Consider the following 18,918-nt stretch of genomic DNA (forward strand, 5'->3'; position numbering starts at 1 on the left):
TTTTAAGAACATTTACTAATACATAAAATTTGCTAGATTAGCCCGAGATTTCGAGTGTCCTACAGTTAATAACCCGCTTCTCTAAGAACATTCCCATTATTTTTAGGTGGGGGACATTCTTTCTTACTTTTCTATAACCTAAACTCAAAACCAGTTGCTTTATCGTAAGGTGTCTTACATTCTGTAAAAACGAATTGATAGCTAGAATGATCGTCTGGTAAAGCTGGTGCTACAATGTAAGTATACGAGAAGTGTTCTCCTGAACCTGAACCTCCTTCCCATCTACAATCATAATACTTTCCTTCTGCATCTATGGAAAGCCTATAATATAAGTGTTCCTCCCGATCCATATCTGACATAACATCATCTGGCATTCTATCAATGTTAAGACGAACAATACTAGCATTTTCAAATTGACTTATTACTGTGACAGTATATAGTATCTGATCTTTTTCAAATAATTTTAATATTGGTATATTTTTCATAAAACCTCTAGGCTTTACCGTTGGTTTATAAACCTCTTCATCTAGAAGTTGTGAAAAAATACTACGAAGGAAATCTTCATAGAAATTATATTTTTGTGACCATTCAGTGATTAGGGATGCTCTTGGAAAACCAGGATTATTATTAGAAAGGATTTTCCGTTCTTTCATTAAATTACATATTTGCTCATCGATTTTTTCTAATCGTTCATCATAATGGTCCGTTGGTGGTGCAAATCGCATTCGTCTCATTTTTCCATCTCCTACTCGATTTTATAGGTGTAAAGAAAAGCAACATGTAAGTATTTGTAACTACTTCATGTTGCTTGTCGTTTTAATTTTATAGGACGTTTTCTTTATTGTACATTAATTTGGAACGCTTTCACTTTCTCGACATATGCTTTTGCTTTTTCTGTCAATTCTGCTAGATCTGTTTCGGTATATTTCTTTTTTGCTTGTACTAATGAACCACCAAGCCCTGCAGCAACCGCTCCTGCTTGAAAATAGTCCATAATATTATCAAGATTAATCCCACCAGTTGGCATTAATGGGATATGCGATAATGGGCCGTTCACATCTTTAATATAATTTGGTCCTGCTGAACGTGCTGGGAACACTTTAATCACATCTCCACCCGCTTCATAGGCTGTTAAAATTTCAGTTGGAGTCAATGCACCTGGAATACTAACGACTCCATACCTTTTTGTCATTTGAATCATATCAATATTCACTGTTGGAGAAAAGACAAACTGTGCCCCTGCCATAATCACTGCTCTTGCCGTCTCTGCATCTAATACGGTTCCTGCTCCAACGATCACTTCTTCAGGTAATTCCTCCCGAAGCTGTTCGATTACTTGTAAAATACGTGGGGTGTCAGCAGTGATTTCTAATGTATGAATCCCACCTTGATGAAGAGATTTGGCGACATCTAAAATATCATCTGGCTGGACACCACGAATAATTCCTACTAATCCATTGTCGTAAATATTTTGCAATACACTCAAATCTATTTCCTCCTCATTATCGACTAACGTCTTCTTTATTTGGTTGAATAAAATGCTCGATTTCATCCTTTTCTGGCAAGCCTTCTACATCTCCATTTACCATCGTAACCATCGCACCTACCGCATTCCCTCTTTTCACTGCTTTCATTAAGGGTAACTCATCTAAGAGCCCTGAAATAAAGCCTGCAGCAAATCCATCACCTGCACCGACAGGGTCCACCACCTGATCTACTGAAAAAGATTCCACAAATCCTGACTGCTCCGCTGTGTAATAGTAGGTTCCTTCTTTTCCAGCTTTTAATATGACCGTTTCGGCACCTAAGTCTAAGAAGCATTTAGCCAATTGATCAGGTCCCTTTTCTCCAAAAAGATAGGTAGCTTCACTTAAACCTGGCAAAATAATATCTGCTTCTGCCGCAATCTCTAGCATTACCTGTTGGGCCTTCTCTTTACTTGGCCAAAGTTTTTCTCTAAGATTAGGGTCAAAAACAACTTGCAAATCCTTACTTTTTGCTATACGTATCGCTTCCTTTATAGCTTGATAGCAACTCGTACTTAGCGCTGGTGTAATTCCAGTAATGTGTAAATATTTTGCTTTTGCGATATAATTCTCATCTATATCTGATGGTGCCATCTTGCTAGCAGCAGATCCACTTCGATAATATTGCACCCTTACATTCGCACTGTTGCGAAATTCTTTAAAATAGATACCTGTTGGCGCACTTTCATCCGTGTGAACGTGAGAAACATCGACGCATTCTCCTTTTAGAAAAGAAAGGATGGCTTTTCCAAATTCATCGTTACCTACTTTACTAATCCAGCCTGTTTGATAGCCAAGTCTCGATAGTCCTATCGCAAAATTGGATTCTGCTCCTCCTATCTTTTTCGAAAAAGTGTTGGCATATCTTAATAGACCACTAGACTCTGGTGTAAACAAAACCATCGTTTCTCCAAGTGTTACCACATCCATTTTAGGTAGCCTCCTTTTACCATTCTGCTACAGTACCATCTTGATGACGCCAGACTGGATTTCTCCAAAAATGTCCTTTTTCTGCCATTTCTTTTACTTTATCCTCATTAATTTCTATACCTAATCCAGGACCTTGCGGGATTTTCACATGCCCATCCTGATAATCGAACACAGAACGATCCATAATATAATCTAGTAAATCACTCCCTTGATTATAGTGAATTCCAAGACTCTGTTCTTGAATGAAAGCATTGTGAGCGGTTGCATCCATTTGCAGACAAGCAGCTAAGGCAATCGGCCCTAATGGACAATGCGGGGCAACAGCGACATCATATGCCTCAGCCATCGAAGCAATCTTTTTACATTCAGTTATTCCACCTGCATGAGATAAGTCTGGCTGAATAATATCAACATATCCATCAGCAAGTAGCTTTTTGTAGTCCCATCTTGAGTACATTCGTTCACCTGTTGCAATCGGAATGCTTGTTTGATTGGCAATTTCCCGGAGTGCTTCATTATTTTCTGGTAAGACTGGTTCTTCAATAAACATTGGTCGATAGGCTTCTAATTCCTTTGCTAAAATTTTTGCCATTGATTTATGAACCCTACCGTGAAAATCAATGCCTATACCAATATAATCTCCAACCGCTTCCCGGACAGATGCTATGCGAGCGATAGCCTGATCAATTTTTTCATAAGAATCAATATATTGTAATTCTTCTGTTCCATTCATTTTAACGGCTGTAAAGCCTGCATCCACCATTACTTTCGCTGCTTTTCCTACATCACTTGGCCTGTCACCACCAATCCATGAATAAACCCGAATCGAATCACGACATGCTCCACCAAGCAGTTGATAGATTGGTGCATTGAAATATTTCCCTTTTATATCCCATAAAGCTTGGTCTATCCCTGCAATAGCACTCATTAGGATGGGACCACCCCGATAAAAACCGGAACGGTACATGACATTCCAATGATCTTCAATTCGAAGAGGATCTTTTCCTACAAGGTACTCAGCTAATTCCTGGACAGCCGTTTCGACAGTAGCAGCCCGTCCTTCCACAACTGGTTCTCCCCAGCCAACTAACCCTTCATCTGTTTCGATTTTGACAAAACACCATCTCGGCTCTACTAAAAATGTCTTAAGTTTTGTAATCTTCATTCATTTTTCCCCTTTCTGTTAATGCTTGAAAAACCCTAATTGTTTTGAAATGGCTAAGCTTTGGTCTACTATTTCTTTTGCTAATTCTTCTTTCACTCTTTCTTCCGTTACTCTTTCAGCAGGACCAGCAATACTGATCGCGGCTACTGCTTTGCCGTTATGATCAAAAACAGGTGCTGCGATACAACGGATACCTTTCTCATGCTCTTGTTCATCCACGGCGTAGCCTATTTCACGAATAAGCTTTAATTCTTTGAATAATGCTTCTTTGTCAGTAATCGTATTCTCTGTAAATTTAGGTAGACCTTTTTCTTCGATCATTTTATCGACTTCTTCTTTACTTATGCCAGAAAGTAGTGCTTTACCTACACCTGTGCAATGCATAAATGCTCTTCTGCCAATTTGGGAATACATTCGTAGTGTTTGCTCACTCTCCACTTTATCAATGTAAACGACTTCATATTGATCCTGCATACAAAGATGGACCACTTCTCCTGAGCTTCTTGCTAATGTATGTAGTGCTTCCTTTGCCACAGAGCGAATATCTAGATTATTCAAGAGAGAGCTAGCGATTACTAAACACTGAATCCCAAGACGATAGTCACCATTTTCCTCTTTTTGTTCTACATAGCCCCTATTAACTAGTGTACTTAGAAGTCTGTGTGCCGTGCTTTTAGCAAGCTCCATTTTCCTTGAAAGCTCTGTAATCCCTAACCCTTCTGGGTGCTCAGCTAAGAACTCTAATATCGATAATGTTCGTTCAACAGATTGTACTTGGGCCATTTTTGCTTCTCCTTTTATTCCATTATACGGAACGATATTCTTTTATTTGGAACAATTATAGTTTATAAAAAAGAGAAATGTTCGTCAAGATAAAATTGGAAGTGGTTTCAATTTTATCTTGAACTAAAATTTTTTAAGTAATAGATATAGTTTCTATGGTAAAAATTGCACTCTATCTTTGTTATGATGGCGTTGAGCGTTATTAAAACGCTTTCAAAAACAAGAAAGGAGGCTTAAATCAGCTTATACTATCTAACAAAGGAGGATATTAGATTAATGCGAAATAAGACAAGATTATTTTTCGCCACATTATTTTGTTTAGCTCTGATGTTTCCTGCATCAAATGTACATGCTGCGATTACGAGCAATGAAACAGGCACACATGATGGCTATGATTATGAATTTTGGAAGGATGATGGTGGCTACGGAAGTATGACACTTAATAGTGGTGGTACGTTCAGTGCCGAGTGGAGTAATATTAATAATATATTATTCCGAAAAGGGAAAAAATTCGATGAGACTCAGACACATCAGCAAATAGGAAACATCTCCATAAATTATGGTGCGAACTATCAACCGAACGGAAATTCATATTTAACTGTATATGGATGGACGGTGGATCCGCTTGTAGAATATTATATTGTCGACAGCTGGGGAAGCTGGCGTCCACCAGGTGGAACTTCTAAAGGTACGATTACGGTTGACGGAGGTACCTACGATATCTATGAAACCACACGCGTCAATCAGCCTTCTATTAAGGGTACTAGAACTTTCCAACAATATTGGAGTGTACGAAGAACGAAACGAACTAGTGGAACGATCTCTGTTAGTGAACACTTTAAAAAGTGGGAAAGCTTAGGTATGGAAATGGGGAAAATGTATGAAGTTGCCCTTACCGTTGAAGGCTATCAAAGTAGTGGTAGTGCGGATGTCTACCGTAATACATTAACAATCGGCGGGAACTCCGGTGGCGGTGGTGACGATGGTTCTGGCAATACTACGAGGGTGGAAGCAGAAAATATGACTAAAAGTGGTCAATATACCGGTAACATTAACTCACCATTCAATGGAGTCGCTTTATATGCTAACAATGATTCCGTAAAATATACGCAATATTTCCAAAGCAATACCCATAGCTTCTCCTTACGTGGGGCCTCATCCAATCACTCAAATATGGCCGAAGTAGACCTTCTAATAGGAGGAGTGTATAAAGGAACCTTTTATTTTGGTGACGGTTATCCCGCTGTTTATACCATTGACAATGTTAGTCATGGAACCGGAAATCAAGAAGTGGAGCTTGTCGTAACATCCGATAATGGGGAATGGGACGCCTATGTCGATTATTTAGAGATCCATTAATAGGAGACTCCCAGTGAGGAAGTCCTCGCTGGGATCTTTTTCATTAGAAGTGGCGAGAAAACGGAGTATAGTGGCGGGAATGCAAAGGAAAGTGGCGGATATACTAAATAAATTGGCGGACAAAGCTTAGAAAGTGGCGGGATAGCATCTCTAAATGATAAGCGAGTATAATAAGAAACATCAATAGATACGAGCTTCCCCTCTATTGATGTATCATTTTACCCTCTCACTAATTTTGTTCGGATTTTATTAGATGTAAGCTCAACAATTAAGATGAGCACAACCAATCCAATTAAAATCGATCCTACTTCATTCCATCTATAGGCATTCATTGCAAAAATAAGTGGTGCACCAATACCGCCGGCACCTACTAAACCTAATATAGACGCTTCTCGTAAATTCATATCAAATCGATAAATCATGATCGAAAGAAACACGGAGAATAGCTGTGGAATGATGCCATATCGAATTTTTTCAAAGGTTGTACAACCAATGGATGTCATCGATTCAAAAATACTTGTGTCCAAATCCTCAATAGCGTCCACATATAGCTTTGCAAGCATTCCAATTGAAATGACGGCGATCGTTAAAACACCGGCAAAAGGGCCTGGGCCTGTTACACGAATAAACATTAGACCATAGACCAATGCAGGGACTGTTCGTATAAAAATAAGTAGCAATCTTGTGATAAAGGCAACTGGTTTTGGAACAACATTGGATGCAGAGAAAAAGGCAAGTGGAATGGCTAGAATTGATCCAATGATGGTTCCAAGAAATGCTATCGCAATGGTTTCGACTAATAAATAAGCTACTCCTTGAGTTCCTGTTGCTAATAACAAATCAAGATCTGGGCTAATAATTCCTTTTAATATACTTCCTGCAATGGACATTCCACTTTGTTCAAGATTTTCTATATTAACAGCAGTAATGGACCACGCAAATAGAACTACTAAAACAGCAGAAATCAGCAAGATATAGCGATTGTTTCTCGGGGCATGATATAATTGTTTTTCGACTAAATTCATGTATGAAAGACTCCTTTTACGTTAGCTTTTTCCTAAAATGCTCACTGATTGTTTCAATGAGAAAAACCGTGATCGCTAGCATCAATAAAATCATGCCAACACTTGCATAATCCCGCCAGCCTAATCCCTCGTTTAGCAATAAACCAATCCCACCAGCACCTACATATCCTAAAATAGCCGCATAACGCACATTTCCCTCAAAGCAAAACAATGAGGTAGATAAATAGTTTGGTAGAATCTGAGGAAAAATAGCATATCGAAACGCCTGGAGCTTATTCATTCCAATAGACTCCATTGCTTCAAATGCCTCCATGCTAGCATTTTCGATTTGTTCATAGAGTAGCTTACCGACATATGCTAGTGTGAATAGAAAAATAGCGACAGTACCAGCAAGTGTGCCTAATCCAAAAATAAAGGTGGCGATTAATGCGGATACTAATGTAGGCATTGTTCTTAATATGCTTAAAAAGACCTTCGTGATCATAGTGATGATTTTAGCTTTAATAATATTCGTAGATGCTAGAAATGCGACGGGAACAGCTACCACTGCGCCCAAAAAAGAGCCGAGAATGGACATTTTAATTGTGTCTAATAATGGTTGCCATAAGCTTGGGAAGTACTCCCATTTAGGTGGAATCATATCCCCGATGATCACAAAAAACTCATACCATCTACTCATTAATTGCTGGAAATCAAAATTAGTAAATCGAAAAGATAAGATCAATCCAACAATGACTAATACTAGAATAATAGGAGTTCGTGATCTCTTTTCCTTCACTACACTACCACTAGCTAGTACAATTTTTTTCGGAGGGAAAATTTTGTCATACATAAACTTTTTCCCCTTCCACTTCTTTCATTACGTCTTCTCGACCTTTGTAAATATGATCTAACACTTCCTCTGTAACATCTTTCGCACTACCATCGTATACAATTCTGCCGTCTCGGACCCCAAGTATTCTATGCGCATACTCCAGAGCAATTTCGACATGATGAATGTTCATAATAACCGTTATACCCATTTCTTCATTGATCCTTTTAAAATCGTTCATAACTTGCTTAGAGGTCACAGGATCAAGGGAGGCGATCGGTTCATCTGCGAGAATAATCTCAGGATTCTGTGCCAATGTTCTAGCAAGCGCTACCCGTTGCTGCTGCCCCCCTGATAATTGGTCCACTCTTACAAATGCTTTATCCAAGATTCCGACCTGCTCCAATGCTGTTAGCGCCTTTATTTTGTGCTCTCTGGAGAAGATACCTGTCACCTTACGCCAGGCAGACAGTTCTGGCACTAATGATACTAACACATTTTTCAGCACCGAAATTCGTGTCACGAGATTAAAGGATTGAAAGATCATTCCTATTCGCTGACGAAACTTACGAATCTCATATCCTCTTAGTTTACCTATATCGATGCCATCAACGATCAGTTTTCCACGAGTGATATCATGCATTCGATTAATACAACGTATAAGTGTTGATTTACCTGCTCCTGATAAACCAATAACAGCAACAAATTCTCCTTTTGGAATTTGTATATTAATATCTTCTAATGCTTTCACATTATTGGGATACTTTTTTTCAACATTTTTAAATTCAATCATTGTGATTCTCCATTCTTGTTTGAAAGCTTCCTTCGTTCTTGAAAGGTAGAAAATGAGAACATCAAAACGATGTTCTCATGCTTGCAATGCTCTTTAATTTAAGCTTTGCACAATCTCTTGTGCTTCTCGCTCATTATCATAATCCGATGACTCTGCTTCTTGATAGCCTTCATGGTTATAGATAGAAATAACTTCTTTACCTTCATCCGTTTTGGCGATATTAATAAATGCCTGTTGAATGGCTGCTTTCAATTCATCTGTCATCTTTTCTGAATTCTTGCTCACACTCACGGTGTCATTATAAATTCCTGGTGTCACACCAATTACATTCGTTTCATCCCAAATGGATGCTTTTCCTCCAAATTCATCTTCCCATGCTTCTGCATTATCTCTTCTAGCGTCTGCATAAGTGACCATCACATCAATTTGTCCTTTCGCTAAACGGGCAAATGCACTCCCATAGGAATCTACTTGAACAGCATTATCTAAATCTGCAATCGTCTTATCAAACTTCTCACGTAGCCAAAGCGATGGATAAATATATCCTGCTGGTGAAGAAGAGGACATGACTGCCCAGGAAGCACTGTTCACATCTTCAAATGAAAGCTCTTCTCCATTGTTTACTTTTTCCGCTAATGCTTGTCCTTTTTCGGAAGGGCCTGCAATCATAAGTGCGCGATAATAGGTTACTTGATCCTCTACCGCTTCTGTCGGTTTATTATCATTCCAATCCTTGGCATTGTCTGAATCATTATTTAAACCTGCTCGAGTTGCAGTTAATATTACTTCCGCACCATCATCATAAAGCACATATGTACCACCAGGAATTAAGCCAATATCTGTTGTACCTGCTGAAAGAGCTTCCCCAACTGCCTCATAATTGGTACCTACTGAAATATCTACTTCGCCAATCTCATAACCCTGTGTTGCCATCTCTTCTTTCAATAAATCCTTTAATGGTTCTGTTGCGGTAATGATTTCGTCTGGCTCTCTTGATGGTACAAAGCCAATCGAAAGTGTATCTATTTTTTCATTAGAACCTTCTCCATCCGTTTCTTTTTCTTTCGCAGAGCCTTCTTCTGTGTCACCACATGCAACTAGTATTGAAAGCAACAAGGCGATCACGATTAACCATAGCTTTTTCAATTTTTATCCCCCTCAAGTCATCCATATTTCCTAGACAATACCATCTTAAATTGCAAATATTAAGAAATAACCTTATTTTTGTAAAATTTTTGTAAATAATAGAAATAGGAATACCCGATGCAGAGCATTCCTATTTCTTGTCCATCTAACCCGATTAAGGATGAATCTCCCAATTGTCAATATTAATTCGTTCACCAGATACACCTTCTACAAGAAGCCGAAAACGAACAGGGTTTCCTTCATTAACTGTTATATCTTTCGTTGCTAAAGAGCTACCGCTATGATAAGGCCCTCCAATTGTTGACCACGAAGCTCCACCATTTGTTGACTTTTGGATAGACCATTTGGTACCACTATCATTGCCAAAATTAGCATGGGATAAAGATATACTTGATGCGCTATCCACGTCAAAATTCATTTCAATAGAACCTTCTACCCTAATTCTTGCTGCTTGCGTACCATTTTTCTTATCACTGGAAAGGTCTCCTAGCAGGGCATTATCAAAATACCAAGATCCTGAGGATAAGCTAACTGTACCTGCTGCATAGGCTCCTTTACTTCCGCTTTCAAAGTTTTCCATTGCATCATTCTCAATAGGATCACTATCTTCCGCCCCTTCATATCCATAGGATCCTGGGTCAAAGGTTGAGCGATCCCACCAATCGTAATCAGGCTCTGGTAGACTCCATGGCTCGGATTGAGGTTCAGTAGATGTCACAGGATTCTCTAATGCTAACAATTCGGTTTCTTGATCCAATTCCAAACCATTCACCTGATCTAAGGAGGTGTAGTTTTCCTGTACGGCCAACCAATTGATAAGATTGACAAGTAAAATATGATTATCTTGGTCATAAAATCCATCATATGTTTTCTTCGTTCCACCAGTTTCTTCTCGCTTATACTTCGGCGTAATGTCTTCTACTGGTGAAGAATCGCCTATCACCGCGACTTTTCCTAGATTTGATTTAGAGATAGCAACATATGGTCCTTCTTCTATCCCACCACCATTATAAACACCTTGGTCTACCGCATGTGACCAAGCCTCATTCGTTTCTTCGATATACACGATACCTTTGGCTTTATCCGAATCAGTAATCGCTACAGTAGAGCCTGCGTGCATGGTCATCGTTCCGACACCTTCGGTAATATCAAATGCTTGAGAAGGTTCTACAACTAGATCGGAATATACATTTCCTAGTGAATTGTAACGAATTCTGAACCCAAAGTTATCGGATAACCAATCAGAGCTTTCTACATCTTGCATATAAAAAGAATTTGCTTCTTCTGAACTCATCCCCTTGGCTGGATCCTGCCATGCACCTCGACGGTACCCGTTAAACGCTTCAGAGGAATCCCATCTATTCTTATTTCGATCGGCATTGTAATGATCAGCGATGAAAAAAATACTTCCACCCTGATGGACATAATCTAGCATTGCCTCCTGCTCACTGGTTGAAAAGGGAATATTAGCTTCGGGGATAACAAATACTTCATAATCATCTATATCATCTAAAGTAAACCTGCCTTCTTTTCTTAATTCCGTTACATAATATCCTTCCTCTGCAATCGCATCGGCAAAATCTGAAAAAGCGCCATCTATCACCCAATCTGCTGCGCCCGCTGTTTGCCCATGAGTATTATCGAACAAGACAGACTTACCATTTGCCGTTTGGGATGGTAATATTTCTGGAGCTGGATCAAGTGGACCCTCCGCACTTAAACTTGGAGCTAGTAACCAACTAAATAGAAACACAAGGCCTAATGAAACTAACTTTCTTCTCATCTTCTTCATCCTTTCAGAAAATTTAATTTCAAGCTCACCACCATCACTTCCTTTTTAAAGTTAGCATATAATTATTTTATTCCTATTGAAGCTCTGTTAACTCTTTGTAAAATTTTTGAAATTAAGCATACTTTTAAGATATGTAAAAAGACTTTCCTCCATAGTAGGAAGAAAGTCTCTTCAATTCCAATTACTCGTATTCCTTTTCGATTGTCATTGTACTTCTAACCGTGTCAATGTGGCGTACCATGCCTTCAATCTGTTCTCTTTTATCCTCTAAAAATGGTGGTAGGGAAAGCCTCTCCCCGAGTGTCTCGTAATCCTCATCACCCATAAATCCTGGGCCATCTGTGGCAAGCTCGAATAAAATCTGTGGAGCTACCCTTGTATAAAGAGATTGGAAGAAAAAGCGATCAACAAAGCCTGATGTTTGAAAACCAAATTGCCGATAATGTTTATCCCATTCTAACAATGTTTCTTTGTTATCTACACGAAATGCGGCATGGTGTACCGTTCCGTACCCTTGCTGGGCCATTGGTAATACGACGTTTTCTTCGACAATAACTCTTGCTCCATTTCCACCTTCTCCCACTTCAAATAAATGGAAGGAATCTTCTTGTTCGATTTCTTCAAATTGTAATACCTTTTCCATCACTTGTTTAAAATAGGCAAAATCCTGTATCCGAACAAAAATTGGACCCAAGCCAGTGATGGCGTATTCTAACGGAATCGGTCCATCTTGCCATGGGATCCCTGAGTCGACCCCAATGTTGTTTTCATCTGATATTAACTGATATTGTTGATCATCAAAGTCTACAAAGGATAATGTCTTTCTGTTGAATTGTTCTTTAATCCCAGTATGTTTTACTTCTAATCGATCGAAGCGTTTTTTCCAATATTCTATCGCTGCATCACTTGGTACTCGAAAAGATGTTTTATAGATCTCATTCGTTCCATGTGTTCCTTTTGGGATGCCTGGAAAATCGAAAAACGTCATATCTGTACCTGGATTACCTTTATCATCCGCAAAGAATAAATGATAGGTTTGGATATCGTCTTGATTAACGGTTTTCTTCACTAAACGCATCCCTAGAACATACGTGAAAAATTGATAATTTTTTTCTGCACTACTCGTAATGGCTGTAACATGGTGTACCCCTTTTAAACCATTCATCTGATTCATCCCCTAGTTTCGATGTTTTTGAAATTTACCATTGCTAATCGTTCGAAAGACCCCAATGATGGAAATTCATTTATCTCGAATTCAAGATAAATATAACATAGGATCTTGATTAGGTCAATTAGTTTGTATTCTATATAGACAGAAAGGCTATCCTTCCCATCCTATAAAAAGAAATGTTTAGGGTAGCCTCATGTTTTACTTCCACCAATTATCAAAAACAGAAATTGGCTCTTCTCTTTTATGCCTTGTTTTCATATACCAGTCCTCAATCGTTTCGGCATCTTGATCGCTAACTGGTTTGCCTTCTAGATAGTTATCTATCGCTTCATAGCTTACTCCTAATGCAACTTCATCAGGAAGCATCGGCTTATCACTTTCCAAATCTGCTGTCGGCGTTTTTAAGTATAAATGTTCTGGACAACCAAGCATTTTTAAGATTGCTTTCCCTTGTCGCTTAGTAAGACGATATAATGGAATAATGTCTGCCGCTCCATCTCCATACTTGGTGAAAAAGCCAGTCACTGCTTCGGCTGCATGATCAGTCCCAGCTACTACACCGTTAAGAGATGCAGCAATATCATACTGTACCTTCATACGTTCTCTTGCCTTTGTATTTCCTTTTACAAAATCACTTAGTGGACCGATTTCTTTTTCCACTGCTTCCTCACTCGCATCTACTGCTGCTTTAATGTTTACGCGAACTGTTTTACTCGGTTGAATAAAAGCCAAAGCATCCAAACAATCTTCTTCATCCGCTTGTTCCCCATACGGAAGCCTCACTGCAATAAATTGATAATCATTCTTTCCGTTTTCCTCATTTAACTCATTAACTGCTGTTTGGCAAATATAACCTGCTAACGTCGAATCCTGACCTCCAGAAATCCCCAATACAACACTTTTCAAAAAAGAATACTTTGACAGATAATCTTTTACGAAATCGACACTTCGGCGAAACTCTTCTTGCGGATCAATTTCTGGTTGTACTTTTAGTTTTTGGATAATTTCCTTTTGCAATGGACGCATGTGATACACTCCTTTATTCTGATTTCACCATATCTTTAACACGTTGTTTGATTGCTTTTATCAGGTTCATTTTATTTTCCCAGCATTTTTCACTCAAATCAACAGGATATTCCTCAGGCTTCATTGTTCGCTTATACTCTTCCCATAAGAGATTCATATTTTCCGTTGTGTAATTTTGAATTTCCTGAAGACTAGGTGACTCATAGCAAATTTCCCCATCTACTACCACATCCTGATGTAAATCCTTCGCTGTGAAATTCGTCACAAACTTACTAATATAGGTATGGACAGGGTGAAACATCTTCAGCCTCGGCTCTTCCTGGGGATTCTCATCTTCTAAAGCAATATAATCCCCTTCAGAGTGGCCATTTTCATTATTAATAATGCGATAAACACGTTTACTACCAGGTGTAGTCACCTTTTCGGGATTAGCCGAAATCTTAATCGTATCCACCATTTCTTCATTCTCTTCGATCGAAACAAGCTTGTATACTCCCCCAAGGGCTGCTTGATCGTAAGCAGTAATTAGCTTTGTTCCTATTCCATAGATATCAATTTTAGCTCCCTGTGCCTGTAGGTTTAAAATTGTATATTCATCTAAATCGTTTGATGCGATAATCTCTGCATCTTTAAATCCAGCAGCATCCAACATTTTACGGGCTTTCTTAGATAAATATGCCATATCTCCACTATCTAAACGGATACCTTTAAAATTTATTTTATCACCGAATTCCTTCGCTACACGGATGGCATTAGGAACACCAGAACGAAGTGTGTCATAAGTATCTACCAAGAAGACACAATCATAATGGGTGCTCGCATATTTTTTAAATGCTTCATAATCACTGCGATATGCCTGTACCATAGAATGGGCATGTGTCCCTGCTATCGGTATGCCAAATAGCTTTCCTGCTCGGACATTGCTTGTTGCAGAAAAACCACCGATATAAGCGGCACGGGTTCCCCAAATGGCAGCATCCATTTCATGAGCTCTTCTTGTACCAAATTCCATCACAACACTATCACCAACAACATATTTAATCCTAGCAGCTTTTGTCGCAATCAATGTTTGATAATTCACAATGTTCAATAAAGGTGTCTCGATTAATTGTGCTTCTGCCAGTGGTGCTTCTATGCGCATAAGAGGCTCATTGGCAAAAACAACTTCCCCCTCTTTCATAGAACGTATCGTACCACTAAAGCGCATATTGCGTAAATACTCTAGAAAGTCGTCATCATAGCCGCCAATCTCTTTTAAGTAAGTCAAATCACTTTCGGTAAAACCAAAATTATGAATAAAATCCAATACCCGATCTAATCCTGCAAAAACAGCATAACCATTGTCAAAAGGCAGTTTGCGAAAATAGAGCTCAAAAACTGCTTTATTCTCTGCCATTCCATCTCTCCAATAGGTTTCTGCCATGTTTACTTGATACAAATCAGTATGCAGCATCAAGCTATCGTCTTCATATGTCATCTCAGTTTCCTCCAAATTCCTTCACTTTTGCTCCTAGTGTTTGTGCAAAATGACCAAGTGCCCATTCATGTCCTGCTTGATTAAAGGAGGCAACAGCATCTTGGTAAATTACCATGTCAAACCCTTTATTATAAGCATCCACTGCTGTATGTAAAATACAAATATCGGTACATACCCCAATTAAGTGTAGCTCTTTTATCCCTCTTTCGCGAAGTAAAAGCTCCAGATTAGTTCCAGCGAAAGCTGAATATCTCGTTTTATCTATATAGTATACATGATTTTGTTGCTTATTTGCTTCATAAACAGCTTTCAAGCTTCCGTATAAATCTCTTCCTTTTGTTCTCCTGATATTATGTGGCGGAAACAGATTCGTTTCTGGATGGTAAGGGTCGCCTTCTTCATGGACATCCACAGCAAATATAGTAAGATCCTTTTGGTCCATAAACGATTTCGTAATTTCTGTTATTTTCGCTTCGATTGCTTGTCCAGGCTCCCCACATGTTAAAGCACCATTAGATGCTATAAAATCAACCGTATAATCAACATTGATAAGTGCACGCTTTGCCATTCTGCTCCCCCTTAGATTCTTACTTATTGGTTTTCCCATTATATCAAAATTTCACACAATTTTCAGAGTTTTTGTCAACAAATGGGTGCTTATATGTTAGGATGAGGAAAAAGTGTGAGGTGATCCCATTGAAAAAGAAAGTAGTAATCACAGGTGGATCAGGCTTCATAGGAGCTTATCTGAGAGAGAAGTTCCTAGATTTAGGCTACGATGTCGCTATCATTTCACGAAAGCCACCTGCTATAACATGGAACGATCAAGAAGGAATGTTACAAGCTCTCAATCATGCTGAACTGGTAATTAATTTAGCTGGAAAATCGGTAAACTGCCGTTATAATGAGAAAAACAAACAAGAAATTCTGACATCTAGAACAGGAACAACAAAATTATTAGGAGATGCAATCAGTAAATGTGAGCATCCACCGAAATTATGGATAAACTCAAGCACTGCTACAATCTATCGTCATGCAGAGGATAAACCAATGACGGAGAAGGATGGAGAAATCGGAGTAGGTTTTTCTGTCGATGTTGCAAAAAAGTGGGAAAATGCCTTTTTTCAATTTTCTTTGCCGAACACAAGACAAGTTGCACTTAGAATAGCAATCGTACTCGGTCCTGATGGTGGGGTAATGACACCTTATAAAAATTTAGTAACATTTGGCCTTGGAGGGATTCAAGGAAATGGTAGACAGATGTTCAGTTGGATTCATATTGAGGATATATGGAACATCATCCTTTTTTTAAAGGATAGAGAGGATTTGTCTGGCATATTTAACTGCTCAGCACCGAACCCGATACCAAATTATATTTTGATGAAGGAATTAAGAAGGAAGTTAAATCGACCATTAGGATTACCTGCTCCAGCGCCACTGTTAGAACTTGGTGCCATTTTTATTAGAACAGAAACAGAGCTTATTTTAAAAAGTCGCTGGGTCTTACCAGATAGGCTAGAGAAGGCAGGATACAGTTTTCATTATCCAACTATCCAAGAAACCTTGGAGGATATTTTATAGAGGATGGGCTACTTGTCCATCCTCTAACCACCTTTTTTATAAATTGTTGAAAAACAACCTTATAATATCTGTTCCTGCTATAAAAGTTCCTAAACCACTACCGATATTAGCAAAAACAATCACTAATAAGATTCGTGTTACTTTGTTATTCCAAAAGCCCTTCACTGTTACAGCATCCTCTGAAAGTGACTCGAAATCGGACACCTGCGGACGCTTGAGGTAAGCTTGAGCAAAACCAGCGAACCACCCTGCTGCCATCAATGGATTCAATGAAGTAATTGGTGCAGCAATCAAGGCGGTTAAGACTGCCAAAGGGTGACCAAGCGCAATAATAACGCCAAGTGCAGATAAACCGCCATTCCATATGAGCCAGCTCAATACCTGCTGCCATCCAGCAACCGGATTTGCTATAAAGGTGTATACAATTAAAGCGATGATCAGAAGAGGAATGGACCACCCTATAATTTTAGGCGCTTTTGACTTTGGTGGAACCTTTGTCAGTGCTTTTAGATCATGCTCTTTTCTAATTTCCTTTGTAATACCTGGAACATGGGCAGCACCTAGTACTGCTACAATTCTCTTTCCTGGAGCTTTTTTAATTTTTTGTGCAAGATATTGATCACGCTCATCAATAAGCGGTTTTTTCAATCGAGGAAAAGCTTCTGTGAACTCACTAAGGACACTATCAATCGAATCCTGTGTTTTCATTTTCTCAAGCTCTTCTTCTGTAATAGTTTCCTTTGAGAAAACACCACCAATTACTTGAGTGAGTAACATCATTTTTCCTTTAAAGCCGATGCTTCCCCAAATTCGTGAAAAGGTTATCTGAATATTACGATCGGCTAATACTAGCTCTGCACCGATTTCTTCCGCTGACTCGATTCCTTGTATCATCTCTTGTCCTGGTTTTATCCCAAATTGCTTAGCCATCCGCTTCTGAAAGGAGGATATCGCAAGGTTCATTAAAAGCAAGGATGCTTTTTTTTCTTTAATAACTTGGAAGATGTCCATCTTTTGCCACTTACTATCATGGACAACTGATTCATATCTTTGTTTATCCAGTTCGATACAAACAGAATCGGGCATTTCCTTCTGAATAACTTCCTTCACCTGCTCTGCACTTTGCTTCGATACATGTGCAGTACCAATTAATATGTATTCCTTCCCATCTAACTCAATTCTTGTAATATTTTGATCTGTCATCAATAATTCCTGCCTTTTTATAGAAATTATACTTTTCATTATATAGTAACTACTAAAGAAAACATACTAATTTCCTTTACCTACATTATTGAAAATAACTAAAAAATCTCTATGCAGAAGACAAACTTAATGATATATTAATCACTGGAAAAGTGGACAGTTTATTCAGTATGTTTGCTTCGGAATTAGTTAAGCTAAGCCTATGACTTCTATGATAGAAAGGAAAGAAAAAATGGTTGATGGTAAAAGACGAAAACTCTCCATGATTGTACTGTTCTCCATCATTTTCGTATTTAGTATCGGTATTATAACGGTTAATTCATCCTCTAGTAATAAAAAAAGAGAAGAAAATCAGACATGGATTTATATTGCAGGAGATTCTACAGCTTCAAACTATACAGAGGAGCGTGCCCCTAGAACAGGTTGGGGACAAGTATTAGATCCTCTTTTCGATAAAAAGATTGAGGTGATCAATAAAGCGGCATCAGGAAGAAGCTCTAAAAGCTTTATCGCGGAAGGAAGATTGGATGAAATTCTTTCTGAAATACAAAAGGGGGATTACCTCTTTATACAATTTGGCCACAATGATGCAAAGGAAGACAAGCCTTCTCTATATACAGATCCTTCTACCACTTATAAAAGCTATTTAAAGCAATACATTGATGGAGCAAGGGAACAAGGAGCCCTCCCTATACTTCTTACACCTGTGGAAAGAAGAACCTTTTCTGAGGATGGAACGTTTATTCCTTCACATGGCGATTACCCAAAAGCAATGAAGGAGCTTGCCCAAGAGGAAAATGTACCAGTACTTCACATGACAGAAAAGACAACGGAATTATATAATCAGTTAGGCCCGGAGGAAAGTAAAGATCTTTTTATGTGGCTGGAAGAAGACGAAAGCCCTAATTATTCAGAAGGCGTACAAGACAGCACACATTTTCGTAAAACAGGAGCAACCGAGATAGCTCAACTAGTCGTGGAAGAGATTGAACGTTTAAAATTAAAGGGCCTTTATAGTCATTTAAACTGAAGCCGAAAAAAGGTTTCCCAATGTGAACTGCCCCCTGTCAAGTAGACAGGTAAATAAACAAAATATTTTGTGCCATGTATGGTTTCCATGCATGGCTTTT

Annotated in this window: 18 protein-coding genes; 3 read left to right on the forward strand and 15 right to left on the reverse strand. The window is 38.7% G+C overall.

The annotated features are described in order from the left end of the window. Positions 1-131 precede the first annotated feature (131 nt). The 5 genes from DLJ74_RS17885 to DLJ74_RS17905 all read right to left on the reverse strand — a co-directional run bounded on the left by DLJ74_RS17885 (position 132) and on the right by DLJ74_RS17905 (position 4,404). Positions 132-734, reverse strand: a complete 603-nt coding sequence (locus DLJ74_RS17885; RefSeq protein WP_109985489.1) for a hypothetical protein — start codon at positions 732-734, stop codon at positions 132-134. 104 nt (positions 735-838) lie between these two features. After that, a complete protein-coding gene (locus DLJ74_RS17890; protein ID WP_109985490.1) occupies positions 839-1,486 on the reverse strand; it encodes a bifunctional 4-hydroxy-2-oxoglutarate aldolase/2-dehydro-3-deoxy-phosphogluconate aldolase in 648 nt (215 codons plus the stop codon). A gap of 16 nt (positions 1,487-1,502) precedes the next feature. Further along, on the reverse strand, positions 1,503-2,456 hold the full coding sequence (locus tag DLJ74_RS17895) for a sugar kinase (RefSeq protein WP_109985491.1): 954 nt from the start codon (positions 2,454-2,456) through the stop codon (positions 1,503-1,505). Positions 2,457-2,472: 16 nt separating this feature from the next. Further along, positions 2,473-3,621: a galactonate dehydratase gene (gene dgoD, locus DLJ74_RS17900; RefSeq protein ID WP_109985492.1), complete on the reverse strand. Its 1,149-nt coding sequence runs from the start codon at positions 3,619-3,621 to the stop codon at positions 2,473-2,475. A gap of 18 nt (positions 3,622-3,639) precedes the next feature. Next, a complete protein-coding gene (locus tag DLJ74_RS17905) occupies positions 3,640-4,404 on the reverse strand; it encodes an IclR family transcriptional regulator (protein ID WP_109985493.1) in 765 nt (254 codons plus the stop codon). Between the two features lie 327 nt (positions 4,405-4,731). Between DLJ74_RS17905 and DLJ74_RS17910 the strand changes: the two genes are divergently transcribed. Beyond that, positions 4,732-5,763: a glycoside hydrolase family 11 protein gene (locus DLJ74_RS17910; RefSeq protein WP_425454601.1), complete on the forward strand. Its 1,032-nt coding sequence runs from the start codon at positions 4,732-4,734 to the stop codon at positions 5,761-5,763. Positions 5,764-5,981: 218 nt separating this feature from the next. Here the strand turns inward: DLJ74_RS17910 and phnE (DLJ74_RS17915) are convergent, their stop codons facing one another. From phnE (DLJ74_RS17915) to DLJ74_RS17955, 9 genes are all read right to left on the reverse strand, one after another. Further along, on the reverse strand, positions 5,982-6,788 hold the full coding sequence (phnE, locus tag DLJ74_RS17915) for a phosphonate ABC transporter, permease protein PhnE (RefSeq protein ID WP_109985495.1): 807 nt from the start codon (positions 6,786-6,788) through the stop codon (positions 5,982-5,984). Between the two features lie 16 nt (positions 6,789-6,804). Next, positions 6,805-7,620 carry a phosphonate ABC transporter, permease protein PhnE gene (phnE, locus tag DLJ74_RS17920; protein WP_109985496.1) on the reverse strand — a complete coding sequence of 272 codons (816 nt, stop codon included), beginning with the start codon at positions 7,618-7,620 and terminating at the stop codon, positions 6,805-6,807. Continuing rightward, the gene (gene phnC, locus DLJ74_RS17925; RefSeq protein ID WP_109985497.1) at positions 7,613-8,392 is read right to left on the reverse strand and encodes a phosphonate ABC transporter ATP-binding protein; all 780 of its coding nucleotides are present in this window, start codon (positions 8,390-8,392) and stop codon (positions 7,613-7,615) included. Before phnC ends, phnE (DLJ74_RS17920) begins: the two co-directional genes overlap by 8 nt. 93 nt (positions 8,393-8,485) lie before the next feature. Further along, the gene (locus DLJ74_RS17930; RefSeq protein ID WP_109985498.1) at positions 8,486-9,538 is read right to left on the reverse strand and encodes a phosphate/phosphite/phosphonate ABC transporter substrate-binding protein; all 1,053 of its coding nucleotides are present in this window, start codon (positions 9,536-9,538) and stop codon (positions 8,486-8,488) included. A 154-nt stretch (positions 9,539-9,692) separates the two neighbouring features. After that, on the reverse strand, positions 9,693-11,321 hold the full coding sequence (locus tag DLJ74_RS17935; protein ID WP_245902382.1) for an Ig domain protein group 2 domain protein: 1,629 nt from the start codon (positions 11,319-11,321) through the stop codon (positions 9,693-9,695). 190 nt (positions 11,322-11,511) lie between these two features. Then, entirely contained in the window at positions 11,512-12,495 is a 984-nt protein-coding gene (locus tag DLJ74_RS17940; RefSeq protein ID WP_109985500.1) for a ring-cleaving dioxygenase, read from the reverse strand. A gap of 204 nt (positions 12,496-12,699) precedes the next feature. Beyond that, positions 12,700-13,527, reverse strand: coding sequence for an ammonia-dependent NAD(+) synthetase (gene nadE, locus DLJ74_RS17945; RefSeq protein WP_109985501.1), 828 nt, complete (start codon positions 13,525-13,527; stop codon positions 12,700-12,702). A gap of 13 nt (positions 13,528-13,540) precedes the next feature. Next, positions 13,541-15,004 (reverse strand): nicotinate phosphoribosyltransferase, encoded by a 1,464-nt coding sequence (locus DLJ74_RS17950; RefSeq protein ID WP_054788095.1) that lies wholly within the window; start codon positions 15,002-15,004, stop codon positions 13,541-13,543. 1 nt (position 15,005) lies between these two features. Beyond that, positions 15,006-15,572: a cysteine hydrolase family protein gene (locus DLJ74_RS17955; protein ID WP_054788094.1), complete on the reverse strand. Its 567-nt coding sequence runs from the start codon at positions 15,570-15,572 to the stop codon at positions 15,006-15,008. Between the two features lie 128 nt (positions 15,573-15,700). Here DLJ74_RS17955 and DLJ74_RS17960 point away from each other — a divergent pair, with 128 nt between their 5' ends. Beyond that, positions 15,701-16,585: a TIGR01777 family oxidoreductase gene (locus DLJ74_RS17960; protein WP_109985511.1), complete on the forward strand. Its 885-nt coding sequence runs from the start codon at positions 15,701-15,703 to the stop codon at positions 16,583-16,585. Between the two features lie 36 nt (positions 16,586-16,621). On the opposite strand, the gene DLJ74_RS17965 is transcribed toward DLJ74_RS17960, so the two are convergent. Next, the gene (locus tag DLJ74_RS17965) at positions 16,622-17,788 is read right to left on the reverse strand and encodes a TraB/GumN family protein (RefSeq protein ID WP_109985502.1); all 1,167 of its coding nucleotides are present in this window, start codon (positions 17,786-17,788) and stop codon (positions 16,622-16,624) included. A gap of 232 nt (positions 17,789-18,020) precedes the next feature. Between DLJ74_RS17965 and DLJ74_RS17970 the strand changes: the two genes are divergently transcribed. Continuing rightward, a complete protein-coding gene (locus DLJ74_RS17970) occupies positions 18,021-18,818 on the forward strand; it encodes a rhamnogalacturonan acetylesterase (RefSeq protein WP_245902383.1) in 798 nt (265 codons plus the stop codon). Positions 18,819-18,918: the final 100 nt, after the last annotated feature.

The organism is Gracilibacillus dipsosauri, assembly GCF_003176895.1.
Classification (GTDB): domain Bacteria; phylum Bacillota; class Bacilli; order Bacillales; family Amphibacillaceae; genus Gracilibacillus; species Gracilibacillus dipsosauri.